The sequence below is a fragment of the Acidimicrobiales bacterium genome, assembly GCA_025455885.1.
Classification (GTDB): Bacteria; Actinomycetota; Acidimicrobiia; order Acidimicrobiales; family Acidimicrobilacustridaceae; genus Rhabdothermincola_A.
In genome coordinates, this window is the sequence record JALOLR010000006.1 from 95,931 (window position 1) to 122,199 (window position 26,269).

The following is a 26,269-nucleotide window of genomic DNA, read 5'->3' on the forward strand; positions in this document are numbered from 1 at the left end:
GCCCACCGGGCTCAGCGGACGGCGCCGGTGACGGCCCAGCGGTCGGTGCGCCACCGGAGGGCGAGCACGACGAGCCGGGCGATCATGAAGACGGTCAGTGCGGCCCACAGCCACCCCAGGCCCAGTCCGAGGACGGCGACCGCGATGGCCAGCGGGGCGAACACGGCCAGCGCGATCCACATCGCTCGACCGAGGAAGCCCATGTCGCCGGCGCCGATCAGCAGGCCGTCGAGCACGAACACCGCGCCGTTGACGGGCTGCATGGCGGCGACGAACAGCAGCACGAACCCGGCGAGGGTCGCCACCGACTCGTCGGTCGTGAAGAGCGACGGCAACCAGGGGCGCGCGGCGAGCACGACCAAGCCGAGCAGTGCACCGGCGGCGACGCCGAGCTCGAGCAGGCGTCGGCCCACCGTTCGGGCGTCGGGGGCCGAGCCGGCCCCCAGGTGGTGCCCGATCATCGACTGGCCGGCGATGGCCAGGGCGTCGAGCGTGAGGGCCAGCAGGTTCCAGATCTCGAAGGCGACCTGGTGCGCGGCGACGTCCTCGGTGCCGATGCGGGTGGCCACGGCGACGGCGAGGAGGAATGACAGCCGCAACGCCGCCGTGCGCAGGAAGAGGTCCCTGCCCACCACCGCCAGACGGGAGAGGGTCCGGGGTCGGGGGGCGAGCGGGACGGTGTGGCGACGGACGGCCACGACGACCCAGCCGACGTACACCGCGGCGGAAGCCCACTGGGCCACCACCGTCGATGCCGCCGACGCACCGATCCCGAAGTCGAGGCCGACGATCCACCAGACGCCCAGGAGGAGGTTCAGCACCGAGGAGCCCACCGCGACGAGCAGGGGGGTGCGGGTGTCCTGGAGCCCCCTGAGGTAGCCGGTGCCGGCGAGGACGATCATCATCGCCGGCACGCCGAGGAGGCTGATGCGCAGGTAGACGGTGGCCTCGGTCAGGACGGTGCCCTCCGCACCGAGCATCCGCAGCAGGGGCTGGGCGAGGACGGCGGTGATCGCCGCGACGACGATCCCCAGGGCCAACGCCAGCCACAGTCCCTGGACCGCCTGGTGGGCCGCCTCGCGCTCGTCGCCGGCCCCCATGAGGCGGGCCACGGCCGCCGTGGTCCCGTACGCGAGGAAGACGAACAACGAGTAGCCGAGCAGGAGGACGCTGCTCGCCACCGCCAGGCCGGCCAGCGAGTCGGTACCCAGGGCCCGGCCCACGACGGCGGTGTCGGCGAGGATGTAGAGCGGCTCGGCGACGAGCGCCCCGAGCGCCGGGACGGCGAGGCGCAGGATCTGGCGGTCGAGGTCCCTCACCGCACGTCGACTGGACCCGTCCCGCTCACGCCACGTCCTGGCGCTGCAGCCGTCGCGTGGCGTAGGTCAGGGCCGCCGCGGCGACCAGGAACGGGACGATCCACCGGTACGGCGAGGCGATGGCGGCCTGGCGGAGGCTCACGTCGGCGAGCTCGGTGAGGATCGACCGGCTGTAGCTGCGCACCGCCAGCCGGGCGGCGGTGTCGTTGGCGGTGGCGATGAAGCCCTCCCAGATGAAGATGTAGAGCAGCCCCCACACCAACGCCCGCTTCACTCGCAGGCCGAGCGCGCAGAACAACCCGGTGTAGGCCACCAGCGCCAGCGTCGCCGCCACGACCGTGGCGACCACGAGGTCGCCGCCACCACCGGTCGCGGCCGCCGTGACGGCGAGGGGGCCGACGACCAGGGGCCAGGCGATCGTGAACGACGACGCCGCCGCCGCCACGACGATCCGGGACCGGCGGACGGGGCGCAGCCAGAGGTAGACGAGCGTGCCGTCCTCGGTCGGATCGCCGAGGGCGGCCGACGCGAACACGAGCGCGGTGACCGGGACGAGCAGGGAGAGACCGAACCCGTTGACGAAGCGAGCCCCGGCCTGGGCCTCGTCGAGACTGCCCGAGGCACCGATGGCGAAGCCCACCACGATGCCGACGACCCCGATGGCCAGCAGCGAGATCACCCGGGCCCGGGTGACCTGGCTGCGCAACAGGAGCCGGTAGAGAGGGAGGCGGTCGGGAGCGAGCAGGGGCATCGTCACGACCCGACCAGGTAGCGGAACACGCTCTCGAGGTCGTCGTCGAGGGGCGACACCTCGTGCAACCTGATGTCGAGCTCGGCGGCCACCACCACCACGGCTCTGCGCAAGCCGGCGGCGTCGACGGTGTCGACCACGACGGCGTCCTCGTCGAGCATCCGCACCGCCACCACGACCCCCCGGTCGAGCAGCCCGGTGGCGAGCGTCCGGGCCCGGTCGGCCCGGATGCGGACCCGGTGCGGTCGATCGTCCATGAGGTCGCGGATCCCGCGGTAGTCGCCCTCCGCGGCCAGGCGGCCCTGGGCCAGCACGAGGACCCGGCTCCCGAACCGCTCGACCTCGTCGAGGACGTGGCTCGAGACGATGACCGTCCGCCCCTCGGTCCCGAGGCGCTGGAACAGCGCGATGAGGTGCAGGCGCTGGCGGGGGTCGAGGCCGGTCAGCGGCTCGTCGAGGACGACGACCTCGGGGTCGTGGACGATGGCCTGGGCGACCTTGGCCCGCTGGCGCATCCCCTTGGAGAAGCCGGCGATGGGACGGGGTTCGTCGGGGTCGAGCTCCACCACCGCGAGGGCGGCCCGAGCCGCGACGTCGGGATCGTCGAGACCCTGCAGCACCGCCGCCAGGCGGACGAACCCGAGGGCCGACAGGTCCTCGAACAGCGTCTCCTGTTGCGGCACGAGGCCGAGGCGTCGGGTGAGGGAGATGTCGTCCCGCGGGTTCCCCCCGAGGATCTCGACGCTGCCCTGTGACGGCGGGGTGAGCCCGCACAGCAGCCGCAGCATGGTCGACTTCCCTGCGCCGTTGGGGCCGAGGAGTGCGGTGACCCCCGGACCGATGGCGAACGAGACGTCGGACACGGCGACGACGTCGCCGAACCACTTCGTCACCCTGCGCACCACGACTCGTGCGTCGGGTGGCACGGTCATCGGCGGCAACGGCAGGTCCGGTCGCGGTGGGTGGGCCGCGGGGGGAGGGGGGAGCCCGGTCATCGCGTCACCGTGAGACGGCGGTACCGGAGCCAGGTGAACAGGGAGAACCCGGCGGTCCAGGCCAGGTAGGCGGCCACGATCGTCCCGTCGGTGAGGGTGAACGCCGCATCCACGCCGACGGGGGAGTCGTAGATGCGTTGCACCAGCTCGAAGGGCAGGCCGAGCAGGTCGAGCAGGAAGAAGTAGGGCGAGGCGTCGGCGCCCTCGACCAGGGCACCGCTCACGGTGCTGCTGGCCAGGAGGATCAGGATGATGGCGGCCGACGCGGCGGCCTTGCGCGAGGTCGTGGCCGACACGGCGAGGGACAGCGAAGCGGGGAGCACCGCCACCGCCAGACCCCCGACCACCATCCGGCCGAGGAGGACGAGCAGGTCGAGCGGACCGTCGGGACCCTGGCCGACGATGGTGAGGCCGATCAGGAGGAGCAGCGGCGGGCCGAGCGTGACGAGCGCCAGGAGGGCGACCGTGGCGACGGCCTTGGCCAGGAGGTAGGTGTCACGGGTGAGGGGCGACGCGAGGTACAACCCGAGCATCCCGGTGCGCCGATCCGTGCAGAGCAGCTCGGGGGCCACGAAGGCGGTGAACACCACGATGGCGGCCGAGATGAAGCCGTAGTAGTCGGCGTAGGTGGGGAGCAGGTCGGTGTCCTCGAGCAGCGTGTCGCTCAGGAAGACGGCCAGCCCGATGAACACCACGGCGGGCACGTAGGCGATCAGGACGGCCAGGGCGGGGAGGATCTTCTGCCAGAACGGCCGTTTGAGCCCGAGGGCCCGCTGGACGGAGTGCAGGACCAGCGACCGCATCGCCCCGCCGACGCCGAGGCGGGGCCCGGCGTAGGCGCGGTAGCCCCGGTCCAGGATGCGGGCGTCGGGGGGAGCGGGTCCGCTCGGCACGGTCACGCGCCCACCTCGAGGAACACGTCCTCCAGGCTCACGGTTCGGTCGCCGAGGCGGCGAACGCCCACCCCGGCCTCGACGACGGCGTCGCGGACGGCGTCGCGGGGGTCGACCCCGGCGTCCCCGTCGCCGTCGGCGGTTCTCGCTGCGACGAGCAGGCGCAGCCCGTCGTGGGTGACGTCGAGACCGAGGTCGCGCAGGATGGCGGCCACCGCGTCGGGTCGGTCGTCGACCTCGACGACCAGTCCGGCCCCCGCCCCGGTGAGCTCGCTGAGCGGGCCGGCGGCCACCACGGCGCCCTCGCGCAGGATCACGGCGGCGTCGCAGGTGCGCTCCACCTCGTCGAGCAGGTGCGACGAGATGACGACGTGGATGCCGAACTCGGTGCCGACCCGGCGGATGAGCGAGAGCATCTCGTCGCGTTGGACGGGGTCGAGGCCGTCGGTGGGCTCGTCGAGGAGCACGAGCGCGGGGTCGTGGGCGATGGCCTGGGCGAGCTTGACCCGTTGGCGTTGGCCGGTCGACATGGTCCCGACCGGGCGGTAGCGCTCCTCCCCGAGGCCCACCTGCCAGAGCGCGTCGCTGGCCCGGGCCGTCGCCTCACGCCGGGGCAGGCCGTGGATCTCGGCGAGGTGGCGGACGAGGTCGTGGGCCCGCGTGTCGGGGGGGAGGAGGTGGTGCTCGGGGGAGTAGCCGACCCGGCTGCGGACCTCCGGACCGGCGGTGAACGGGTCGAGGCCGAGCACTCGCAGCCGTCCGTCGTCGGGGCGGTGCAGGCCGAGGAGCAGGCCGAGGAGTGTCGTCTTGCCGGCCCCGTTCGCGCCGAGGAGGCCCGTGATCCCCGGACCGATGCGGAACGTCGCTCCGTCGAGCGCGGTGACCGAGCCGTAGCGCCGGCTCACGGCGGTGGCGTCCACGACCACGTCGGACCGGTCGCTCGGCTGGCCGGAACCCGGCGATCGGCCCATGCGCGGCGAGCCTAACCTTGCGCCATGACCGACCCCATGAAGCCCCGTTCCCACGAGGTCACCTCCGGCGTCGAGCGCGCCCCGGCCCGGGCGATGCTGCGGGCCATCGGCATGGGTGACGACGACTTCGACAAGTCACAGGTGGGTGTCTGCACCTCGTGGAACGAGGTCACGCCCTGCAACATGCCGCTGGCCCGGCTCGCGCAGTCGGCCAAGGAGGGTGTGCGCGACGGGGGAGGGTTCCCCATCGAGTTCGTCACCATCGCCATCTCCGACGGCATCTCCATGGGCCACGAGGGGATGCGCGCTTCGCTCGTGAGCCGGGAGGTCATCGCCGACTCGGTGGAGACGGTGATGCACGCCGAGCGCCTCGACGCGCTGGTCAGCTTCGCGGGGTGCGACAAGAGCCTTCCGGGGATGCTCATGGCGTCGGCCCGCCTCAACCTGCCTTCGGTCTTCGTCTACGGCGGGTCGATCCTGCCGGGGAACCACAACGGCCAGGTGCTCGACATCGTGTCGGTGTTCGAGGCCGTCGGGGCCGAAGCGGCCGGGACGATCGACCGGGCGGAGCTCGACGCCATCGAGCGCAACGCCTGCCCCACCGAGGGGAGCTGCGCCGGGATGTTCACGGCCAACACCATGGCGGCCATCGGGGAGGCCCTCGGCATGTCGCTGCCCGGGTCGGCATCGCCGGCGGCGGTCGACCGGCGCCGAGAGGACTTCGCCAAGGCCTCCGGCGCCGCGGTCATGGAGCTCCTGCGCAGCAACATCCGTCCCCGCCAGATCCTCACGAAGCAGGCCTTCGAGAACGCCATCGCCGTCCTCATGGCCCTCGGAGGTTCCACCAACGCCGTGCTGCACCTGCTGGCCATCGCCGCCGAGGCCCACGTGGACCTGCACCTCGACGACTTCAACAAGGTGGCGGCACGGGTGCCCCACATCGCCGACACGAAGCCCAACGGGGCGTACCACATGGTCGACGTCGACCGCATCGGCGGGATCCCGACCGTCATGGCCGAGCTCCTCGAGGCGGGCGTGCTCCACGGCGACTGCCTCACCGTCACCGGCCGGACGATGGCCGAGAACCTGGCCGACATCGCTCCGCCTCGACCGGACGGCGCGGTGGTCCACCCGGTGTCCGATCCCATCCACGCCGTCGGCGGGATCGCCGTCCTGACCGGTTCCCTGGCCCCGAAGGGCTCCGTCGTGAAGGTGGCGGGTATCGACTTCGACCGCTTCGAGGGCGTGGCCCGTGTGTTCGACGGTGAGGCCGACGCCATGGACGTCGTCCTGGCGGGCGGCATCGAGCCCGGTGACGTCATCGTGATCCGCTACGAGGGTCCGAAGGGGGGGCCGGGGATGCGCGAGATGCTCGCCGTCACCAGTGCGGTGAAGGGAGCCGGTCGGGGTGGCGACACGGCCCTCGTCACCGACGGTCGCTTCTCCGGGGGCACGCGTGGCTTCTGCATCGGCCACGTGGCGCCCGAGGCCGTCGACGGCGGTCCCATCGCCCTGGTGCGTGACGGCGACCGCATCGTCATCGACACCGTCACCCACACCATCGACCTGGTGGTCGACGACGCCGAGCTCGACCGTCGTCGGGCCGAGTGGAAGCTGCCCGAGCCCCGCTACACCAGCGGTGTGCTGGCCAAGTACGCCAGCCTGGCCCAGGGCGCCGAGCGCGGCGCCATCACCCTGCCCAGGTAGGCGCCCCCGCCTCCCGCCTCCGCTGTTGGTACTTTTTGCCGGAGCCACACGGCCGGAAGGGCACGAGGCATGTCACGGATCATGAGAGCTGGGCTCATCGCGGGCGTTCTGGCTGTCGCCTCCGTCCTGGGCGTTCCGATGGTCGCCGGGGGCGAGGGGACGACCGAGGTGGTCGTGTCGTTCACCGAGCCCGGCGCCGTCGAGTGGACCGTTCCGGCGGGGATCTGCGCCGTCACCGTCGAGGCCTGGGGCGCCTCCGGGGGGCGCGGCGAACGGCCTCCGCTGGGCCCGGACCTGACCGCCCTGGCTGGGCTCGGCGCTCGCGTCGTGGCTCCGCTGGCGGTCACACCGGGCGCCCTGACGGGCGTCGTGGTCGGTGGTCGCGGTCGTGCTCCCTTTCGGGACGTTCCGGGAGCCGGTGGCTTCGGCGGCGGCGGGAACGGCGGCATCACCGCCACCTTCGACGTGATCCGTCCAGAGGGTGGCGGGGGTGGTGGTGGCTTCTCGGGCATCCTGGCCGGGGCCTCGCCGCTGGTCGTCGCGGGTGGGGGCGGAGGGGTCGGTGCCTTCGGCGGTCCGGGTGACCCCGACCAGGCGTTCGGCGGCGACGGCGGTCTGACCGGCTCCGCCGGCGGCCCCGGCAGTCCGAGAGGCCTGACCGCCGGAGGAGGCGGCGGCACCGACACGGTCGGCGGCGCCGCCGGCGCCGACGTCGCCGGCGACGTCACCGCCACGCCCGGCCTTGCGCTCCAGGGTGGCGACGGCGGGGGCGGGTCGGGCGTGCCGCAGCTCAAGGGCGAGGGTCTCTGGGTCGCCGGTGGCGGTGGCGGTGGCGGCGGGTACTTCGGCGGCGGCGGTGGTGGCGCGGCCACCGATTCCTACGGCACGGGTGGCGGCGGTGGCGGTGGCTCGAGCTTCGGTCCGGCCGGCACGGTGTTCGAGACCGGGTTCAACGAGGGCGACGGCGCGGTGGTGATCACCTACGACCCCGCCGATCAGCCCGCCGACTGCGGACCCGACGCGACCACGTCGACCACGTCGACCACGTCGGTACCGCTCGAGGCGCCCATTCCCACGTCGACCTCGACCGCGATGGCGTCGGTCGATGCGAGCGCCACCTCGCCGGCGGTGCGTTCGGCGGCCGCCCGCTCGGCAGCCGTCACCCCACGCTTCACCGGCTGACGGCCCTTCCGGGCGTCCGGCACGAGCGACGTACCGGCCGAGGAGCCACGGTGGCCGTGGGCGCGGGCGGGGCGGCGATCACGGGGCCGGCACGGTCCGGGGTCGGGACATCGTGGCCCGGTGCGAGAAGGGCCGATCGGCCCATCGACCGTCTGGTAGACCGACCGACGAACGTGAGGTCAGGAGCGATCCGGGTAGGGCGAGAGGGGTGCACGATGAGGTCGTCCATGCATGGTTGGCGTCGGGCCCTGGTGGCGGCGGTCGTCTCGTCGTTCGCCGTGGCCGCCCTCCCGCTCGGCGCGGGTGCCCTGACACCCGGGGATGCGGACCTCTCCGGCACCGTGGACAGCGGCGGTCGCCCCACCGACTCGGTGTTCGTCCAGCTCTGCCAGGGCGCGGACTGCGAGACCTCCGCGATCAACGCCGGGAGCTACGGCTTCACCGGTGTGGCGCCGGGGGCCTACGAGCTGCGCGTCGCCGCCTCGTCGAGCGTCGACTTCTACTCCACGGTCCTCGGTCCCGTCGTGCTCGTGTCGGGTGCCAACGCACGCGACGTCACGTTGCCGCTGGGCGGCCGGATCTCCGGCACCGTGACCGACCCGGGCGGCTCGGGCCGCGCCGGCGCGGTGGTGAGTGCGTGCGTCGCCGCCGGTGCGTGCGCGACCGCCTTCTCCGGCTCGGACGGCACCTTCGAGACCACTGCGGTCGCCCCTGGTCCGGTGACCGTCGTGGCATCGCCCGGCGGGTTCGAGCCCGTGCCGACCGTGTACCCCTCCGTCGTCGCACCCGCGGTGGTGGTCGCCGGCACCGCGACCCCGGTCGGGTCCCTGCGCCTTCGCGCCGCCGGTTCGCTCTCGGGCACGGTGCGCGACGCCAACGGCAACGCCGTCGACGGAGCCGTGGTCCAACTCTCCGGCTCCACCGCGCTCTCGGTGACGAGCGCCCAGACCGTGACCGGGGGCGCGTACTCGTTCCCGTCGCTCGAGCCGGGCCTGCGGTCGGTCGCCGTCGGCGCCGGGCCCGGGTCGCCGTTGAGCCCGGCCGGTCAGGTCACCATCGCCGAAGGCGTCGCGTCCGTCCTCGACCTCACCCTTCCGGCCGCCGCCCGCATCACCGGGGTCTACTCCAGGGCCGACGGGCTCCCGTTGGCCGGCGGCATCGACGACGGGGTGATCCTGTGCCCGGGCGCCACCGATGCGTCGGTGTTCACCCCGCCCCTCGGGTTCTGCCCGGGCTTCTCCGTCGTGCCGAGCACGGCGGGCGCCTTCGATCTCACCGGCCGACCGGCCGGCACCTACTCCCTCGCCGCCCTCGGTGGGGGTTTCGCCGCGGGCTATCCCTTGCGCAGCCAGTCCGTCACCGTCACGGTCGGGGCGGGGGAGACGGCGGCGTGCTCGTTCCTGCTCGCCCCGCTCGCCACCCCGGGCGCGGCGGGCTGCGCGGTGGCGCCTCCCGACGACGCCGACGGCGTACCCGCGGCCGTCGAGGACGCCGGGCCCAACGGTGGCGACGGGAACCTCGACGGCATCCTCGACTCTGCGCAGCCCGAGGTGTCCTCGCTCCCCGCGGCCGTCGGCGGGGGCTACGTCACCGTGGCCGTGCCGGCCGGCCTCACGTTGCAGGGTGTCGCCGCCGTCGACCCGGCCACGCTCGGCACGCCGCTGCCCCCCGGAGCGACGGTGCCCTTCGGTCTCGTGGACTTCACCGTCAGCGGTGTGGCCCCCGGTGGCAGCGTCACGGTGCAGGTCTACCGGAGCGCGGCGGGCGCCACGCCCAACGCCTGGCTCAAGTTCGTGGGCGGCGCATGGGTCGACGCCACCTCCCTCGCCGCCGACGTGGCCGCCAACCCGGTGGTGCTCACGCTCACCGACGACGCCTTCGGCGACGACGATCCCGCCCCGGGGGTGATCCGCGATCCATCGGGGCCCGCCCTCGTCGATCGCACCGCTCCCACCGTGACCTGCGGGGCCACCCCCCGGTTCACCGTCGGGCAGACGCCGGCGCTGGTCACCGGCACGGTCACCGACACCGGCTCGGGTCCGACGTCGCCCACCGTCAGCACCCCGGCCGACACGTCGACGGTGGGGTCCCGGACGGTCACGCTCGAGGGCACCGATCTGGCGGGGAACTCGGCGACGGTGGCCTGCCCCTACGTCGTCGAGCGTCCCAGCCCGCTGGCGAAGCTGGTCACGCTCCTGCGCTGGTTGCTCGACCTCTTCCGTCGCTGACGGGCATCCGTGTCCCTCGTGGGCCACGAGTTGCCATCCGCGCCTCGCCGGGGGCACACTTGTTGGCCTATGAGGCCCACGGACACCACCGTCTCCTCGCTCGTAGTACTCCGCTAGCGCTCGCCGGCCCTCCTCGCCGCGTGCGCTCCCCGACCTCCCGCCTGTGGGAGGTCGGTCCCGTTTTCGCCCCCGGGGCCCACCGTCGGCCCGTCCCCGTCCCCCACGAACCGCTCAGCTCCCAGAGGACCACACCATGAACACCAACGGCGGCGCCGCCCTCATCAAGTCCCTCGAGATGGAGGGCGTCGACGTGATCTTCGGCCTGCCCGGCGGGGCCATCCTGCCGGTGTACGACCCGATCATCGACTCGCCGATCCGTCACATCCTCGTGCGCCACGAGCAGGGCGCCGGGCACATGGCCGAGGGCTACGCCCAGGTCACCGGCCGCCCCGGAGTGGCCATGGTGACCTCGGGTCCGGCGGCCACCAACATCGTCACCCCCCTGGCCGACGCCTACATGGACTCGGTGCCCCTCGTCGTGATCACCGGCCAGGTGGGCACGAGGGCCATCGGCACCGACGCCTTCCAGGAGGTCGACACGGTCGGCATGACGCGCTCGATCACCAAGCACAACGAGCTGGTGACCCGGGCCGAGGACATCCCCCGGGCGGTCCGGGAGGCGTTCCACATCGCCACCACCGGGCGTCCCGGCCCGGTGCTGATCGACATCCCGAAGGACATCGTCGATCCGACCAACCCGAACTCGGCGATGGACTGGTACTGGCCGGAGTCGGTCGACCTCCCCGGCTACTCGCCCCGCCTCGAGGGCGACCCCGCCCTCGTCCGGGCGGCCGCCGAGCTCATCGGTCAGGCGCAGCGACCGGTCCTGTACGCCGGTGGCGGCATCCTCAAGGCCCGCGGCGCCGAGGCTCTCACCGCCCTGGCCGAGCTCCTCGATCTCCCCGTCGTCACCACCCTGATGGGTCGGGGGGCGATCCCCGACGACCACCCGCTCTGCCTCGGCATGCCGGGCATGCACGGCAACTACACGGCCGTCACCGCCATGCAGGAGTCCGACCTGTTGGTGGCCCTCGGGTCGCGCTTCGACGACCGCGTCACCGGCAAGATCGACGCCTTCGCCCCCCACGCCAAGATCATCCACGTCGACATCGACCCCGCCGAGCTGGGCAAGGTGCGCCGGCCCGACGTCGGCATCACCGGTGACGCCCGGCTCGTCATCGAGGAGCTCATCACCGCCCTTCGCGACCTCGGCGCCCCCGCCAACCAGCCCGACCGCTCGGAGTGGAAGTCGACGATCAGCGGGTGGCAGGAGCGCTACCCGCTGACCTACACCCAGTCCGAGCCGGGCGAGCTGCTGAAGCCCCAGTACGTGCTCGAGCAGCTGCGCGACAACACCCCCGACGACTGCATCGTCGCTTCCGGCGTCGGCCAGCACCAGATGTGGACCTCGCAGTACTGGACGTTCAACCACCCCTACACCTGGGTGAACTCCGGTGGCCTCGGCACCATGGGCTTCGCCGTGCCCGCCGCCATCGGCGCCAAGGTCGGCCGCCCCGACAAGATGGTGTGGGCCGTCGACGGGGACGGGTGCTTCCAGATGACCGCCCAGGAGCTCGTCACGGCGGCCGCCGAGCGCATCCCGGTGAAGATCGCCATCCTCAACAACGCCTACCTGGGCATGGTGCGCCAGTGGCAGGAGATGTTCTACGAGGAGCGCTACAGCGAGGTGTACCTCTCGCCCGACCTGCCCGACTACAAGATGTGGGCCGAGGCCATGGGCTGCGTCGGCATGCGGGTCGAGTCGCCGGAAGAGGTGCTGCCCGCCATCGAGAAGGCCAACAGCATCGACGACCGGCCCGTCGTCATCGACTTCCGCACCGACGCCCGGGAGAAGGTCTTCCCGATGGTGGCCTCCGGGGCGTCCAACTCCGACATCCAGATCGGCCCGGAGGCATGACGATGCCCACCACCCGCCGTCAGCACATCCTGTCGGTCCTCGTCGAGGACAAGCCCGGTGTGCTGGCCCGCGTCGCGGGGTTGTTCGCCCGCCGCGGCTACAACATCCACTCCCTCGCCGTCGCCCCCACCGACGACGAGCGCTTCAGCCGCATCACCGTCGTCGTCGACGTCGAGCGGGCCCCGCTCGAACAGATCGTCAAGCAGCTCGACAAGCTCATCAACGTCGTCCGGATCGACGACCTGGCGCCCGGCGACGCCGTCGAGCGCGAGCTCCTCCTCGTCACCGTGTCGGCCCCGCCCGAGGCCCGCGGGCAGGTCATCGAGCTGGCCGGGGTGTTCGAGGGACGCGTGGTGGGCGTGGGCTTCGACGAGCTCACCCTGGTGCTCGAAGGGGCCCCGCAGAAGCTCGACGACTTCGCCGAGCTCATCGCCAACTACGGCGTGGTGGCCATGCAGCGCACCGGCCGGGTGGCGCTGCCCCGCATCGAACGGCGTTCGGCGCAGCTTTCCGCCGTCGACGACGCGTCCTAACCTCTCCCGGTTCGAGTTCCCGCTCGACCCGCTCTCCCACCGACGACGAACACCCCGACTGGAGTCCCCGTGGCCACCGTGTACTACGAAGCCGATGCCGACCGTTCCTTCATCGCCGACCGCAAGGTGGCGGTGATCGGGTACGGCTCGCAGGGCCACGCCCACGCCCTCAACCTCAAGGAGTCCGGTGTCGACGTCGTCGTCGGCCTGCGCGAGGGTTCGTCGTCGAAGGCCAAGGCCGAGGCCGAGGGCCTGAAGGTGCTGCCCATCGGCGAGGCCGCCGCGTGGGCCGACGTCATCATGATCCTCCTGCCCGACACCGAGCAGAAGGCCGTGTACGACGCCGAGATCGCCCCCAATCTCTCCGAGGGCGACGCCCTGTTCTTCGCCCACGGGTTCAACATCCGCTTCGGGCGCATCGTGCCGCCGGCGGGGGTCGACGTGGCCATGGCCGCCCCCAAGGGCCCGGGCCACCTGGTGCGACGGACGTACACCGAGGGCGGCGGCGTGCCCTGCCTCATCGCCGTCGAGCAGGACGCCACCGGCCACGCCCGCGACCTCGCGCTCGCCTATGCCGACGCCATCGGCGGCACCCGGGCCGGCGTCATCGAGACCACCTTCACCGAGGAGACCGAGACCGACCTCTTCGGCGAGCAGGCCGTGCTCTGCGGCGGGCTCACCGCCCTCGTCCAGGCCGGGTTCGAGACGCTCACCGAGGCCGGGTACCAGCCCGAGATGGCCTACTTCGAATGCCTCCACGAGGTGAAGCTCATCGTCGACCTCATGTACGAAGAGGGCATCGCCGGGATGCGCTACTCCATCTCCGACACCGCCGAGTACGGCGACGTCACCCGCGGTCCCCGGGTGATCACCGCCGAGACCAAGGCCGAGATGAAGCGGATCCTCGAGGAGATCACCTCCGGGAAGTTCGCCGACGAGTGGGTGGCCGAGTCCGAGTCCGGCCGGGCGAACTTCAACGCCCTCCGTGAGGCGGGCGCCGCCCACCCGATCGAGACGACCGGCAAGGAGCTCCGGGCGATGATGCCGTGGATCTCCGCCGGCCGGAAGAGTGTGGCCGAGACGTCCGGCGGTGCCCAGGGCTGAGCGGACGCCGGCGCCGGGCGTCGGCCCCGTCCCGGCGTCCGGCGCGGTGGGTGGTCGGGCGAACTCGGAACGAGAAGCTCAATGATTTTCTGATATTTCTCGTTGCATTCCGCGCACATGTTCGATAGGGTTCGGGCATGGTTCCGGGGATCGTCGGGCGGGTGATGGAGGGCATCGAGACCGTGGACCCGCGGGGCGACGGCGAGTCGGTCCGTCATCTGCTCGTCGCACGGGATCGGCTCGAGGCCCGGCTGTGCGAGTCGTTGGTGCGGTTCCTCGCCGCCGGCACCCACGACGTCGAGGGGTGGCGCTCCCCGGTCGGGTGGTTGAAGGCCAACGCCGCCCTCACCGATCGCGACGCCAAGCGTCTCGTGGTGCGGGTCGAGCGCCTCCGCCAGTGGCCGACGCTCGCCGACCTCTGGTTCGGTGGTGCGCTGACCGGCGCCCAGATCGAGGTCGTCACCGCTGTGGTGCCCCGCACGCTGGTCGGCCTCTACGCCGAGCACGACGCCGAGGTCTCGCCCCACCTGGTGGGCCTCGGCGTGGCCGACACCCGGAGCGCGCTCCGCGAGTGGGTGCTGCGGGCCGAGGCGGTGGCCGCCCCCGATCCCGCTGAGCTCGATGGGCCACCCGAGGTCGACGCGTACGTGCACCTCTCGCGGACGCTCGCCGGTCGTGGGGTGCTCGACGGCGACCTCGACGCGCTCACCGCCGAACTGCTGGAGACGGCGTTGCGGGTGGTCGAGCGGCCCGACGCGCCGGGCGAGTTCCGCACCGCCGCCGAGCGGCGGGCCGAGAGCCTGCGCCGCATGGCCCGGTTCACCCTCGACCACTACGCCGCGAAGGGCGATCGGCCCGGGCGCCAGCACCCCCACCTGCTGGCCGTCATGGACCTTCCCGACCTCTACGCGGCGATGCTGCGAGGCCTCGGCATCCACACCGCCGCCGACCTGGAGCTGTTCTGCGCCCTGCGCCCGACGTCGGTGGTCGAGGAAGGGCTGCTGCGCCACGCGTTGGCCGAGGCCACCGGCGCCGCCACGACCTTCGACGGCCACCGCCTCCCCGCCGCTGCGGTGCGCGAGATCTTCGGCACGGGCACCACGATCGAACGGTTGCTCACCGCCGAAGGGCGGGTCCTCGACCACGGCCGGGCCGTCCGCCTCGCCGACGCGCCCCTGCGCGACGCCCTGCTCGTGCGCGACCAGGGCTGCCGGTTCCCCGGTTGCGACGCCAAGGCCGAGTGGGTCGACGCCCACCACGTCGAGCACTGGTCGGCCGGTGGCCCCACGGCGCTGGCCAACTTGGCCGGGTTGTGCGCCTCGCACCACGGGGTGGTGCACCGTGACGGCTGGTCGGTCACCGCCGCCCGCGACGGCACGTTGACCTTCGGTCGCCCCGATGGCGAGACGCTCACCAGTACACCGCCCCGACGACGGCGCCCACCTCCATTGCCCCTGCGCCTGCCCGGACTCGACGAGCTCCTGCCCGATCCCGTCGACGCCGACGCCCTGCAGGGGGAGTCCGAGCTCGATCCTCTGCACCGGACCGGCGTGCACGCCGGGCACCGATGGCACTTGTCCCTCTCGGCCGAGTCGATCGACGAGGAGCAGGCCACCGCGGCGATGGCCCGCCGCCGGGCCGCAGCCCTCACCCTCGCCGCCTGAGGTCCTTCAGCCCCCAGCCCGCTGCAGCCCTCGCCAGGCCTCGCGTTCGGCGACGGCGTTGCGGATCGGGTGGTCGGCGAGGAATGCCCGCACCGCCTCCGGGTCGATCCGGCAGAGGTCCCGGAGCGCCCAACCGATGGCCTTGGCCACGAAGAACTCCCGGTCGGACCAGTGCTCCCCGCAGAGCGCCAGCACGCGGGCGACGTCGGTGTCCTGCTTCCAGCCCCGCTGGTGGCCGATGGCGGCACGGATCAGCCAGCGGTCACCGGAACCCGACCAGCGGTCGACGAGCGGGTCGAGTGGGTACCGACGGCACAACGGGCTGACGGCGGCGTGCACCAGGCCGTCGACGGTGTCCCACCACGGCTTCGTCGTCAGCAGCTCCTCGACGTACCGGTCGCAGAACTGGTCGTCGGCGCGGCGCCGGTAGTGGTCGATCAGGTCGCAGGCGGCGTGGTGCAGCTCCCGTTCGGGGAGCGCCATCAGGCCGAGCGACGCGTCACCGAGCTCGTCGCTGGTCGGGTCCGCGAGTCCCTCCCAGGCGTGCCGCAGGGCGATGCGCCGGGGTCCCGCCGCCACCCCGAGGAACGGGGCGACGTCCTTCATGTAGGCCTGCATCTGCGGTGCCCGGCTCGGATCGGCGACGCGGCGCAACGCGGCGTCGGACCGCTCGACCACGTCCTCCGCCCACGTGCCCACCTGCCTCACGCTAGGGGTGAGGCGCGACCGTCGCCCACCATCGGTTCAGAAGGGGCCCGGACCTGCCGACGAAGGTGAGGTGTCCAGTGCGCCGCTCCTCGTCGAACGGCGCGTGCGGTTCGACCTCCCTGCCGATCTCGAGCCGGGCTGGAACCCCACGAGGCCCGAGCTGTCCTACGCCATGGACGCCGTGTCGCTGCTCATGCCCTACGCCGAGCCGTACTTCGTGGCCACCGTGCGCGCCGCCGTTCCCGATCTGGACCCGGAGCTGGCCGCCACGACCCGAGCGTTCTGCCACCAGGAGGCCCGCCACCACGCCCAGCACCGCCGCTTCAACGACCTCATCGCGGCTCGGGCCCCGGGCATCCGACGCCTGGAGGGGTGGATGGCCCGGACCTACGCCTGGCTGGCCCGCACCCGCAGCCCGCGCTTCAACCTGGCCTTCGCCGCCGGGTCGGAGACGATCGCCTTCTCCATCGCCCGGTGGTCCGAGCGCCACCACGAGACCCTCTTCGGCGGCGCCGATCCCCAGGTCGGCGCGCTGTTCCTGTGGCACCTCGCCGAGGAGGTCGAGCACAAGAGCGTGGCCTTCGACGTGTACCAGGCCGTCGACGGGTCCCGGCTGCGCTACGCCGTCGCCACCACGCTGACCTTCGCCATCCTGGCGTGGTTCACGGTCCTGTCGGTGCTCACGCTCATGTTCGGCTCCGGGCGCTGGCGGTCGCCGGTGGCGTGGTGCCGCCTGGTGGTCGCGGCGTTCAGCATCGCCTTCGTCACGCTGCCCGACATGGTCGTCTCGGCCATGCCCGGCCACCACCCCGACGACCTCGTCGACCCCGAGTGGCTGGTCACATGGTTGCGCCACTTCGACCCGGCCACGGGCACCGTCCCCCTCCTCGACGGCCAGACGCCGGCCTGAGCCGGCCGACCCCGCCGCCGGTACGGTGGCCCGGTCGTCGACGAGGGGGAACGAACGTGCACTACCGGAGGCTCGGCCGAACCGGCCTGGAGGTCAGCCCGCTCTGCCTGGGCGCCATGATGTTCGGGGCGTGGGGCAACCCCGACCACGACGACTCGATCGCCGTCGTCCACGCGGCCCTCGATGCCGGCATCAACTTCATCGACACCGCCGACGTGTACTCGGCCGGCGAGAGCGAGGAGATCGTCGGTCGGGCCATCGCCGGTCGACGCGACGAGGTGGTGCTGGCCACCAAGTTCTACGCGCCGATGGGGGAGGGGCCGAACCGCAGCGGGGCCTCGCGGTACTGGATCATGAAGGAGGTCGAGAGCTCGTTGCGCAGGCTCGGCACCGACCACATCGACCTGTACCAGGTCCACCGCCCCGACCCGCGCCTCGACGTCGAGGAGACGCTGGGCGCCCTCACCGACCTCGTCCGCCAGGGCAAGGTGCGCTACATCGGCAGCTCGACCTTCCCGGCGTCGGAGATCGTCGAGGCCCAGTGGGCCGCCGAGCGCCGCAACCTGGAGCGCTTCGTCTGCGAGCAGCCGCCCTACTCGATCCTCGTGCGGGGCATCGAGGCCGACGTGCTGCCGACCTGCCGGCGCCACGGGATGGGGGTCATCCCGTGGAGCCCCCTCGCCGGAGGATGGCTCTCCGGTCGCTGGCGCAAGGGCGGTGTCGACCCCGAGAGCCGTCGGGCCAGCCGTGTGCCCGACCGCTACGACCTCTCGGTGCCCGGCAACCAGGCCAAGCTCGACGCCGCCGACGCGCTGGCCGACCTCGCCGAGGAGGCCGGCCTCTCGCTCGTGCACCTCGCCGTGGCCTGGGTCATCGGGAACCCGGCCGTGACCTCGGCCATCATCGGGCCCCGCACGATGGAGCAGCTCAGCAGCCAGCTGGGGGCCGCCGACGTGCAGCTCACCGCCGATGTGCTCGACCGGATCGACGAGATCGTGCCGCCGGCCACGAACTTCACATGGGCCGACGCCGGCTACACGCCCCCGATGGTGGCCGACCCCCGGGAGCGGCGGCGCCCCCTCCGGCCCTAAAGTCGACTTGGCAGGTCGGGATTCGGCGCCCTAGGCTCGGCGACCGCCGTCACACGACCGTCGTCGTGACCAGTGAGGAGAACCGATGAGCGACCAGTGGGGCTTCGACACCCGTCAGATCCACGCCGGGCAGGAGCCCGACCCCACCACGGGCGCGCGGGCGGTACCGATCTACCAGACGACCTCGTACCAGTTCCGTGACACGACCCACGCCGCCAACCTCTTCGCGCTGGCGGAGATGGGCAACATCTACACCCGCATCATGAACCCCACGCAGGGGGTCTTCGAGGCGCGGATCGCCAGCCTCGAGGGGGCGACCCAGACCGCCGTCGGCATCCCCGGCGCACTGGCGGTGGCCTCGGGCCAGGCGGCCGAGACCATGGCCATCATGAACCTCGCCGAGGCGGGCAGCCACGTCGTGGCCTCTGCCGCCCTGTACGGCGGCACCTACAACCTCCTGCACTACACGCTGCCCAAGTTCGGCATCGACGTCACCTTCCTCGACGACCCGGACGACCTCGATGCCTGGCGCAAGGCCGTCCAGCCCAACACGAAGGCCTTCTACGGCGAGACCATCGGCAACCCCCGCAACGACGTCCTCGACATCGAGGGCGTCGCCGGCGTGGCCCACGAGGTCGGGGTGCCGCTCATCGTCGACAACACCGTCGCCTCCCCGTGGCTGATCCGCCCGCTGGAGTGGGGCGCCGACATCGTCGTGCACTCCGCCACGAAGTTCATCGGCGGCCACGGCACGTCGATCGGCGGGGTCATCGTCGACGGGGGGAGCTTCGACTTCTCCGCGAACGACAAGTTCCCGATGTTCACCGAGCCCGACCCGAGCTACCACGGCCTCACCTACTGGCCGGCGCTCGGACCCGGGTCCTACGTCATCAAGGCACGGGTGCAGCTGCTGCGCGACATGGGGGCGGCCATCACGCCGTTCAACTCGTTCCTGTTCCTCCAGGGCCTCGAGACGCTGAGCCTGCGGATGGAGCGGCACAACGCCAACGCCCGGGCCGTCGCCGACCACCTCGCCGGACACGCCCAGGTCGAGTCGGTGCAGTACGCCGGGCTGGCGAGCTCCCCCTGGCACGAGCTGGCCACCCGCTACACCGGCGGCAGGGGCTACGGCTCGGTGCCGGCCTTCGTGATCGCCGGCGGCAAGGAGGCCGGCCAGAAGTTCGTCGAGGCGCTCGAGCTGCACAGCCACGTCGCCAACATCGGCGACGTGCGCAGCCTGGCCATCCACCCGGCCAGCACCACCCACTCCCAGCTCACCGAGGTCGAGCAGGTCTCCACCGGCGTCGAGCCGGGCCTCGTCCGGCTCTCGGTGGGACTCGAGAACGTCGAGGACATCATCGCCGACCTCGACAAGGGGTTCGCGGCAGCCGCCGGCTGACCGAGCGGGACGGGGGGACGGCCGGCCCGCGGCGCCTACGCTCCGGCGTGCGCCGTGGGCCGGTCCGCGCCCGGGCATCCGACGAAGGGGAGCACAAGTGCCGGTGTCGTTCGATTTCTCGGGCAAGGTCGTGATCGTGACCGGGGCCACCAAGGGCCTCGGCCGGGCCATGGCCGACGGCTTCGCGGCCAGCGGCGGGTCGGTCGTGGTGGTCAGCCGCAAGCAGGACCTCTGCGACCGGGTGGCGGCCGAGCTCGGCGAGCGCCACGGGGCGGCGGTCATGGGTCGGGCCTGCCACATGGGCGACTGGGACGAGATCCCGAAGCTCGTGGACGACGTCGTCGAGCGCTTCGGCCGCATCGACGTCGTGGTCAACAACGCCGGGATCAACCCCACGTCCGACCCCCTCGTCGACATCAGCCACGAGCTGTGGCGCAAGGTCTTCGCGGTGAACCTGGACGGCCCGTTGCGGCTCTCCACGTTGGCCGCCCCGATCATGCGTGACGGCGGAGGCGGCAGCATCGTCAACATCTCCACCGTCGGCGCCTTCATCGGCGGGCCCGGCAACGGGTCCTACGGGGCCTCGAAGGCGGGCCTGCTCACGCTCACCAAGGTGATGGCCCAGGAGTGGGCCGAGTGGGGCATCCGCGTCAACGCCATCTGTCCGGGACCGATCCGCAGTGAGATGACCGAGGGCGCCGAGGCGGCGTTCCCCGGCTTCTACGAGCGCGCCGGCTCGGCGACGATGCTCAAGCGCGTCGCCGAGACCGAGGAGATCGTCGGGCCGGTGCTCTACCTCGCCGGCGACGCCTCGTCCTACGTCACCGGGGAGTTCCACTCGGTGTCGGGGGGCATGCCGCGTGGATGACGGTCCCGTGGTCCCTCTCGTCTTCGACGGTGAGGTGGCCGTGGTGACCGGGGCGGCCGGAGGGCTCGGCCGGGCCCATGCCCTCCTCCTCGCCGAGCGGGGATGCCGGGTGGTGGTCAACGACGTCGGCCTCCCCCACGGTGACGACGTGCCCTCGGCGGCGACCGTCGTCGCCGAGATCGTGGCCGCCGGGGGCGAGGCCACGACCGACAGCCACGACGTCGTGACCGACGGTGCGGCCGTCGTCGACACGGCGCTGGGCGCCTACGGCCGGGTCGACATCGTGGTCAACAACGCCGGCATCGGGGCCGGCGGCCCGATCGGGCCGGGAGTCGAGGCCCGGTGGCGCCCGACGATCGACGTCACGCTGCGGGGCTCGATCGCCGTCACCGCGGCCGCCTGGCCCCACCTCGCGGCCGCTCCCGCCGGCCGCGTCGTGATGACCTCGTCGCCGTCGATGTTCGGGGCCTCGACCACCCCGCCGTACTCGGCGGCGAAGTCGGCGCTCTACGGCCTCACCCGGTCGCTCGCCGGGCAGGGGCGGCGCGACGGCATCGGCGTGAACGCGATCATGCCGTCGGCGTGGACCCGCCTGACCCGCTCCCTCCCGGCGGGGCCGATGGCCGAGCTGTTCGCCGCCCGGTACCCGCCCGAGGACGTGGCGTCGTTCGTGGCGTGGCTGTGCCATCCGAGCTGCACCGTGTCGGGCGAGTCGTTCTCGGTCGGCGCCGGGCGGGCGGCACGTGTGGTGCTCGGTGAGAACCGGGGCGTGGTGCTCGAGGACCGGGAGCCGGCTCGCTGGGCGGCCGCCGTCGACGAGCTGATGGCCACCGACGAGGTGGTGTTCCCCCGCTCGATGAACGACGAGGTCACCTGGCAGGCCCACACCCTGGGTGGCGACCTCCCCGAGGCGCTGGCTCCCGGAGGGGCGCTCCACTGGGCGCGTCGGCCCCGCTGAACCGGTCGGCTCAGCTCAGGGCGTCGACCACGTGGTCGACGCAGACGGTGAGCGCCGCCACGTCGTCGGGGTCGATGGCCGGGAACAGCGCCACCCGGATCTGGTTCCGCCCCAGCTTGCGGTAGGCCTCGGTGTCGACGATGCCGTTGGCCCGCAGCACCTTGCTCACGACGGTGGCGTCGATCGAGTCGTCCAGGTCGATGGTGGCCACCACGTGGCTGCGATCCGCCGGGTCCTTCACGAAGGGGGTGGCCCACGGGCGGCTCTCGGCCCAGTCGTAGATCGTGGCCGCCGACCGGTCGCAGCGTGACGCCGCGAAGTGCAGGCCGCCGTTCTCGTTGATCCACTCGGCCTGGTGGGTGGCCAGGAAGACGGTGGCCAGCGCCGGCGTGTTGTAGGTCTGGTCCTTGCGGGAGTTGGCGAGGGCCACCGTGAGGCTGAGGGACTCCGGTATCCAGCGCTCGGACGCCCCGATGCGCTCGATGCGCTCGACGGCGGCGGGGGAGACCGCCGCCAGCCAGAGCCCACCGTCAGAGGCGAGGCACTTCTGGGGGGCGAAGTAGTAGACGTCGGTCTGTGCGGGATCGAAGCGCAGCCCGCCGGCGGCGGAGGTCGCGTCGACCAGCACGAGGGCGTCGTCCCTCGTCGTGCCCTCGGGGCGCACGAGGGGCATCGCCACCCCGGTCGAGGTCTCGTTGTGGGTGAAGCAGTAGGCGTCGACGTCGGGGTCGGCGACCGGATCGGGGTGGGTGCCCGGTTCGCTGCGGAGGACCTGGGGCTCGTCGAGGAACGGGGCGGCGGCGGTGGCAGCCGCGAACTTCGAGGAGAACTCACCGAAGGTGAGGTGCTGGCTCCGGCGTTCGACGAGGCCGAACGTGGCGACGTCCCAGAAGACCGTCGATCCCCCGTTGCCGAGCATGATCTCGTAGCCGTCGGGCAGGGCGAACAGCTCGGCGAGGGCGTTGCGCAGTCGGCTCACCATGATCTGCACCGGTAGCTGGCGGTGGCTGGTGCCCAGGTAGTCGGACTCGGCGGTCAGGGCGGCCAGCGCCTCGGGACGGATCTTCGACGGTCCGCAGCCGAAACGGCCGTCGGCCGGCTTGAGGTCGGCGGGGATGGTGATCTGGGGGACGGAGGGGCTCACCGGGCGAGTCTCGCGCCTCGGCCGCGCCGGTCGAAACCGGATGGCGCAACTCGGACGGGCGCCCATCGCCGCTCCGGTAGCGTCGGCCCCGTCCGGTACCCCCGCCGAAGGATCTCCCATGTCCGAGCGCCTGTCCGCCCGCGTCGCCGCCATCACCGAGTCGGCCACCCTCGCCGTCGACGCCAAGGCCAAGGCCCTGAAGGCCGCGGGGGAACCGGTGATCGGCTTCGGGGCCGGTGAGCCCGACTTCCCGTCGCCGCCCCACGTCGTGGAGGCGGCCCAGGCGGCGTGCGCCGACCCCCGGAACCACCGCTACAGCCCGGCCGGCGGCCTTCCCGAGCTCAAGGCGGCGGTGGCCGAGGCCACCAACCGCCACTCCGGCACCGCGGTGACCCCCGCGCAGGTGCTGATCACCAACGGCGGCAAGCACGCCGTGTACAACGCCTTCGAGGCGTTGCTCAACCCCGGCGACGAGGTGCTGTTGCCGGCGCCGTACTGGACGACCTATCCCGAGCCGATCGCCCTGGCCGGGGGCACCACCGTGGTGCTGCCCACCGGGGTCGAGAGCGGCTTCCGGGTCACCGTCGACCAGCTCGAGGCGGCCCGCACCCCGCGCACCAAGGCGCTGGTCTTCGTGTCGCCGTCCAACCCCACCGGCGCCGTGTACCCGCCCGACGAGGTACGGGCCATCGGCGAGTGGGCGGTCGAGCACGGCATCTGGGTGCTCACCGACGAGATCTACGAGTACCTCACCTTCGGCGACCACGTCTTCTCGTCGATGCCGGGCCTCGTCCCCGAGCTCGCCGACACCTGCGTCATCCTCAACGGCGTCGCCAAGACCTACGCCATGACCGGGTGGCGCGTCGGGTGGATGATCGGCCCGGCCGACGTGGTGAAGGCCGCCACCAACCTCCAGTCCCACTCCACCTCCAACGTCGCCAACGTCTCCCAGCGGGCGGCGCTGGCCGCGCTGGAGGGGGGTCTCGAGTACGTCGACGGGATGCGTACGGCCTTCGCCCGGCGGGCGAGGCTCATCCACGACCTGTTGAACGAGATCCCCGGTGTGACGAGCATGGCGCCCCAGGGGGCCTTCTACGCGTTCCCGTCGTTCGAGGGCGTGCTCGGACGTCCCGTCGGCGGAACCACCCCGACGTCGACGATCGAGCTCGCCGAGGTGGTGCTCGACGAGGCCAAGGTGGCGATCGTGCCCGGTGAGGCGTTCGGGGCGCCCGGCTACGCCCGCCTGTCGTTCGCGGTGAGCGACGACGACATCGTCGAGGGCGTCGGGCGCATCGCCGACCTCCTCCGACGATGACCGAGGTCGTCCCTCACGGGTCGTGGTCCTCGCCGATCACCCCGGCGGCGATCGTGGCCCGGTCGGCGTCGATCGGCGAGCTGGCGGTCGGCCCGGTCGGGGTGTGGTGGGCCGAGGGGCGCCCTGAGGAGGGCGGTCGGGTGCAGCTGGTCCGCCAGGGCGCCGACGGCACCCCGGTCGACATGCTCCCCGAGGGGTTCTCGGCCCGGACCCGGGTCCACGAGTACGGCGGCGGGGCCTGGTACCTGCACGGTCCCGATGTCGTGTTCGCCAACTGGGCGGACCAGCGCCTGTACCGCCTCGACGGCGGCACCGACGCCCCGATACCGCTGACGCCCGAGCCGGCCATCCCGATGGGCGACCGCTACGCCGACGGCCGACCCACCGCCGACGGTCGATGGTGGGTGTGCGTCCGCGAGCGTCACCACACCGAGGGCGAGCCGAGCAACGAGATCGTGGCGGTGGCCCTGCGCCCTCGCGGTGAGCCCGGTGAACCGATCGTGCTCGTGTCGGGCTCGGACTTCGTGGCCGGTCCCCGGCCCAGCCCGGACGGACGGTTCCTCGCCTTCTTCCGCTGGAACCACCCCGACCTGCCGTGGGACGGCACCGAGCTGTGCGTGGTCACCCTCGACGACGGCCCGGACCGCCAGGAGGACCTCGCGGCGGGGCCGGTCGTGGTGCTGGCCGGCGGGCGCGACGAGTCGATCAGCCAGCCCGAGTGGACGCCCGACGGTTCGCTGCTGTTCGTCTCCGACCGGACCAACTGGTGGAACCTCCACCGCCTCGACGCCGACGCCGTCGTCACGAGGGTGGCGGCCGGCCCGGGAGCGCCGCCGCCGGAGCCGCAGTCGGTGGCTCCCATCGAGGCCGAGGTCGGGGTGCCCCACTGGGTGTTCGACCAGTCGCGCTACGCCCTCCTCGCCGACGGCCGCATCCTGGTGGCGTACTTCCGGGACGGGCTCGACCACCTCGGGGTCGTCCCCGCCGGCGGGGGATCGGTCCTCCCGCTCGCTTCGGACGTCACGGCGTGGTCGTCGCTCCGCGGCTTCGGCGAGGGTGCCGTCGCCGTCGGCGCGTCACCGGTCACCGAGGCCACCGTGTACGCCCTCGACGTGCCGGCCGACGTCGACCCCGACGGCACCACCCCCGTGGGCCACGCCGTCCTGCGCCCGCCCCGCGACCTCGGGGTCGCGCCCGAGTGGTTCTCACGGCCGCACCCGATCCTGTTCGCCACCACCGGTGACCGGTTCGCCCACGCGCTCCACTACCCGCCGACCAGTCCCACCACGGTGGGCCCCGACGACGAGGCTCCTCCGCTGATCGTCATGATCCACGGCGGGCCGACGTCGGCCGCCCGTCCCCAGCTGAACCTGGGCGTGCAGTTCTGGACGTCACGAGGCTTCGGGGTCGTCGACGTCAACTACGGAGGCTCCACCGGGTACGGCCGCAGCTACCGCCGCCGGCTCATCGGGGAGTGGGGCATCGTCGACGTCGACGACTGCGTCGGTGCCACCCGCTACCTGGTCGACCACGGCCACGCCGACCGGGACCGGCTCATCATCCGCGGCGGCAGCGCCGGCGGCTTCACCACGCTCGCCGCCCTCACGTTCCGGGAGGTCTTCGCGGCCGGCTGCTCGATGTACGGGGTGGCCGACCTCGAGGCCCTGGCCCGCGACACGCACAAGTTCGAGGCCCGCTACCTCGACTCGCTCGTCGGCCCCTACCCGGCCCGGCGTGACCTGTACGAGGAGCGCTCGCCGATCCACCACACCGACGAGCTCGAGTGCCCGCTGCTGGTGCTCCAGGGCCTGGAGGACGAGGTCGTGCCCCCCGCCCAGAGCGAGATGATCGTGGCGGCGCTGGCCGACAAGGGCGTGCCCCACGCCTATCTGGCCTTCGAGGGGGAGCAGCACGGCTTCCGCCGGGCGGAGACCATCATCCGGGCCCTCGAGGCCGAGGCCTCGTTCTACGCCCAGGTCCTCGGTTTCGATCTCGCCGACGACATCGAGCCCCTCGACGTCGTCGGGCTCTGAGCCCCGGCCCTCAACGACGGCCGCGAACGTGCCGACGAACAGGGGGTGAGCCACGACCCTGACGCCGCCGAGGACGAAGTCGTGGCCGTCCTGGACGACGAAGCCGCCGCCCGACCCGTCGTCGAAGCCCTCCTCCTGGCCGGCCTCGGACCCTCGACGCGCCCCGGGCCCGACGGGACGGTGGAGGTGACGGTGGTCGCCGGTCAGGGCCCGCGGGCCGTCGAGGTCCTCGCCGCACCCGACCCCGACCCCGGTCCGTTCGCCGACGTCCTCCCCGAGGCGGACGGGGTGCGTGGCCCGGAGTGGTCTTCCGAGCCGGCCGGGACGGCGGCCCGCGAAGCCCGCCGCCGGGCCCGGGAGGTCGACGGCGGGGAGGCGCCCGGCCCCCGCTACGGCATCGTGCGGGTCCTGCTGCTCTTCGCCGTCGCCATGGTCGTCATCCCCGCCCTGGCCTTCTACATCAGCTTCAAGGCCTCCGGGGGCTGACGGTCGGGACCCGCCGGAGCCGGCCGTAGGAT

The 26,269-nt window shown here is 72.7% G+C and carries 22 protein-coding genes; 15 read left to right on the forward strand and 7 right to left on the reverse strand.

Annotated elements, in window-relative coordinates; all coding sequences use genetic code 11:
• Positions 1-11: 11 nt before the first annotated feature.
• From MUE36_06665 to MUE36_06685, 5 genes are read right to left on the reverse strand one after another with little or no spacing between them, the layout of a single operon-like run.
• Positions 12-1,319, reverse strand: a complete 1,308-nt coding sequence (locus MUE36_06665; protein MCU0310607.1) for an MATE family efflux transporter — start codon at positions 1,317-1,319, stop codon at positions 12-14.
• A 25-nt stretch (positions 1,320-1,344) separates the two neighbouring features.
• Positions 1,345-2,076 (reverse strand): ABC transporter permease, encoded by a 732-nt coding sequence (locus MUE36_06670; protein ID MCU0310608.1) that lies wholly within the window; start codon positions 2,074-2,076, stop codon positions 1,345-1,347.
• Complete coding sequence (locus tag MUE36_06675) at positions 2,073-3,002, reverse strand: ABC transporter ATP-binding protein (protein ID MCU0310609.1); 930 nt, start codon at positions 3,000-3,002, stop codon at positions 2,073-2,075. Before MUE36_06675 ends, MUE36_06670 begins: the two co-directional genes overlap by 4 nt.
• Before the next feature lie 59 nt (positions 3,003-3,061).
• Positions 3,062-3,964 (reverse strand): ABC transporter permease subunit, encoded by a 903-nt coding sequence (locus MUE36_06680; protein MCU0310610.1) that lies wholly within the window; start codon positions 3,962-3,964, stop codon positions 3,062-3,064.
• Complete coding sequence (locus MUE36_06685; GenBank protein ID MCU0310611.1) at positions 3,961-4,929, reverse strand: ABC transporter ATP-binding protein; 969 nt, start codon at positions 4,927-4,929, stop codon at positions 3,961-3,963. The genes MUE36_06680 and MUE36_06685 overlap by 4 nt, the downstream gene beginning before the upstream one ends.
• A 24-nt stretch (positions 4,930-4,953) precedes the next feature.
• Between MUE36_06685 and ilvD the strand changes: the two genes are divergently transcribed.
• The 7 genes from ilvD to MUE36_06720 all read left to right on the forward strand — a co-directional run bounded on the left by ilvD (position 4,954) and on the right by MUE36_06720 (position 15,325).
• Positions 4,954-6,636 (forward strand): dihydroxy-acid dehydratase, encoded by a 1,683-nt coding sequence (gene ilvD, locus MUE36_06690; protein MCU0310612.1) that lies wholly within the window; start codon positions 4,954-4,956, stop codon positions 6,634-6,636.
• A 138-nt stretch (positions 6,637-6,774) separates the two neighbouring features.
• Positions 6,775-7,818 carry a hypothetical protein gene (locus MUE36_06695; protein ID MCU0310613.1) on the forward strand — a complete coding sequence of 348 codons (1,044 nt, stop codon included), beginning with the start codon at positions 6,775-6,777 and terminating at the stop codon, positions 7,816-7,818.
• A gap of 215 nt (positions 7,819-8,033) precedes the next feature.
• The gene (locus tag MUE36_06700; protein ID MCU0310614.1) at positions 8,034-10,046 is read left to right on the forward strand and encodes a carboxypeptidase regulatory-like domain-containing protein; all 2,013 of its coding nucleotides are present in this window, start codon (positions 8,034-8,036) and stop codon (positions 10,044-10,046) included.
• Between the two features lie 253 nt (positions 10,047-10,299).
• On the forward strand, positions 10,300-12,024 hold the full coding sequence (gene ilvB, locus MUE36_06705; protein MCU0310615.1) for a biosynthetic-type acetolactate synthase large subunit: 1,725 nt from the start codon (positions 10,300-10,302) through the stop codon (positions 12,022-12,024).
• Positions 12,025-12,026: 2 nt separating this feature from the next.
• Positions 12,027-12,557, forward strand: a complete 531-nt coding sequence (ilvN, locus tag MUE36_06710) for an acetolactate synthase small subunit (protein ID MCU0310616.1) — start codon at positions 12,027-12,029, stop codon at positions 12,555-12,557.
• Positions 12,558-12,626: 69 nt separating this feature from the next.
• The gene (ilvC, locus tag MUE36_06715) at positions 12,627-13,661 is read left to right on the forward strand and encodes a ketol-acid reductoisomerase (GenBank protein MCU0310617.1); all 1,035 of its coding nucleotides are present in this window, start codon (positions 12,627-12,629) and stop codon (positions 13,659-13,661) included.
• Positions 13,662-13,798: 137 nt separating this feature from the next.
• A complete protein-coding gene (locus MUE36_06720; protein ID MCU0310618.1) occupies positions 13,799-15,325 on the forward strand; it encodes an HNH endonuclease in 1,527 nt (508 codons plus the stop codon).
• A 6-nt stretch (positions 15,326-15,331) separates the two neighbouring features.
• Here the strand turns inward: MUE36_06720 and MUE36_06725 are convergent, their stop codons facing one another.
• Entirely contained in the window at positions 15,332-16,024 is a 693-nt protein-coding gene (locus tag MUE36_06725; protein ID MCU0310619.1) for a DNA alkylation repair protein, read from the reverse strand.
• Positions 16,025-16,103: 79 nt separating this feature from the next.
• Between MUE36_06725 and MUE36_06730 the strand changes: the two genes are divergently transcribed.
• The 5 genes from MUE36_06730 (at position 16,104) to MUE36_06750 (ending at position 21,259) form a co-directional block, all read left to right on the forward strand.
• On the forward strand, positions 16,104-16,943 hold the full coding sequence (locus MUE36_06730; protein ID MCU0310620.1) for a metal-dependent hydrolase: 840 nt from the start codon (positions 16,104-16,106) through the stop codon (positions 16,941-16,943).
• A 56-nt stretch (positions 16,944-16,999) separates the two neighbouring features.
• Positions 17,000-18,034, forward strand: coding sequence for an aldo/keto reductase (locus tag MUE36_06735; GenBank protein MCU0310621.1), 1,035 nt, complete (start codon positions 17,000-17,002; stop codon positions 18,032-18,034).
• An 85-nt stretch (positions 18,035-18,119) separates the two neighbouring features.
• Positions 18,120-19,433 carry a bifunctional o-acetylhomoserine/o-acetylserine sulfhydrylase gene (locus MUE36_06740; protein ID MCU0310622.1) on the forward strand — a complete coding sequence of 438 codons (1,314 nt, stop codon included), beginning with the start codon at positions 18,120-18,122 and terminating at the stop codon, positions 19,431-19,433.
• Between the two features lie 103 nt (positions 19,434-19,536).
• On the forward strand, positions 19,537-20,301 hold the full coding sequence (locus MUE36_06745; GenBank protein MCU0310623.1) for an SDR family oxidoreductase: 765 nt from the start codon (positions 19,537-19,539) through the stop codon (positions 20,299-20,301).
• On the forward strand, positions 20,294-21,259 hold the full coding sequence (locus MUE36_06750; protein ID MCU0310624.1) for an SDR family NAD(P)-dependent oxidoreductase: 966 nt from the start codon (positions 20,294-20,296) through the stop codon (positions 21,257-21,259). Before MUE36_06745 ends, MUE36_06750 begins: the two co-directional genes overlap by 8 nt.
• A 10-nt stretch (positions 21,260-21,269) precedes the next feature.
• On the opposite strand, the gene serC is transcribed toward MUE36_06750, so the two are convergent.
• On the reverse strand, positions 21,270-22,403 hold the full coding sequence (gene serC, locus MUE36_06755; GenBank protein ID MCU0310625.1) for a phosphoserine transaminase: 1,134 nt from the start codon (positions 22,401-22,403) through the stop codon (positions 21,270-21,272).
• Positions 22,404-22,521: 118 nt separating this feature from the next.
• Between serC and MUE36_06760 the strand changes: the two genes are divergently transcribed.
• From MUE36_06760 to MUE36_06770, 3 genes are read left to right on the forward strand one after another with little or no spacing between them, the layout of a single operon-like run.
• The gene (locus tag MUE36_06760; protein MCU0310626.1) at positions 22,522-23,718 is read left to right on the forward strand and encodes a pyridoxal phosphate-dependent aminotransferase; all 1,197 of its coding nucleotides are present in this window, start codon (positions 22,522-22,524) and stop codon (positions 23,716-23,718) included.
• The gene (locus tag MUE36_06765; protein MCU0310627.1) at positions 23,715-25,751 is read left to right on the forward strand and encodes a prolyl oligopeptidase family serine peptidase; all 2,037 of its coding nucleotides are present in this window, start codon (positions 23,715-23,717) and stop codon (positions 25,749-25,751) included. The genes MUE36_06760 and MUE36_06765 overlap by 4 nt, the downstream gene beginning before the upstream one ends.
• Before the next feature lie 45 nt (positions 25,752-25,796).
• A complete protein-coding gene (locus tag MUE36_06770) occupies positions 25,797-26,237 on the forward strand; it encodes a hypothetical protein (protein ID MCU0310628.1) in 441 nt (146 codons plus the stop codon).
• Positions 26,238-26,269: the final 32 nt, after the last annotated feature.

Coding starts and splice junctions, on each gene's coding strand:
- MUE36_06675 (MCU0310609.1), bottom strand. CDS start 3,002: ATGACCGTGCCACCCGACGCACGAGTCGTGGTGCGCAGGGTGACGAAG.
- MUE36_06685 (MCU0310611.1), bottom strand. CDS start 4,929: ATGGGCCGATCGCCGGGTTCCGGCCAGCCGAGCGACCGGTCCGACGTG.
- ilvD (MCU0310612.1), top strand. CDS start 4,954: ATGACCGACCCCATGAAGCCCCGTTCCCACGAGGTCACCTCCGGCGTC.
- MUE36_06695 (MCU0310613.1), top strand. CDS start 6,775: ATGGTCGCCGGGGGCGAGGGGACGACCGAGGTGGTCGTGTCGTTCACC.
- MUE36_06700 (MCU0310614.1), top strand. CDS start 8,034: ATGAGGTCGTCCATGCATGGTTGGCGTCGGGCCCTGGTGGCGGCGGTC.
- ilvB (MCU0310615.1), top strand. CDS start 10,300: ATGAACACCAACGGCGGCGCCGCCCTCATCAAGTCCCTCGAGATGGAG.
- ilvN (MCU0310616.1), top strand. CDS start 12,027: ATGCCCACCACCCGCCGTCAGCACATCCTGTCGGTCCTCGTCGAGGAC.
- MUE36_06720 (MCU0310618.1), top strand. CDS start 13,799: ATGGTTCCGGGGATCGTCGGGCGGGTGATGGAGGGCATCGAGACCGTG.
- MUE36_06740 (MCU0310622.1), top strand. CDS start 18,120: ATGAGCGACCAGTGGGGCTTCGACACCCGTCAGATCCACGCCGGGCAG.
- MUE36_06760 (MCU0310626.1), top strand. CDS start 22,522: ATGTCCGAGCGCCTGTCCGCCCGCGTCGCCGCCATCACCGAGTCGGCC.
- MUE36_06765 (MCU0310627.1), top strand. CDS start 23,715: ATGACCGAGGTCGTCCCTCACGGGTCGTGGTCCTCGCCGATCACCCCG.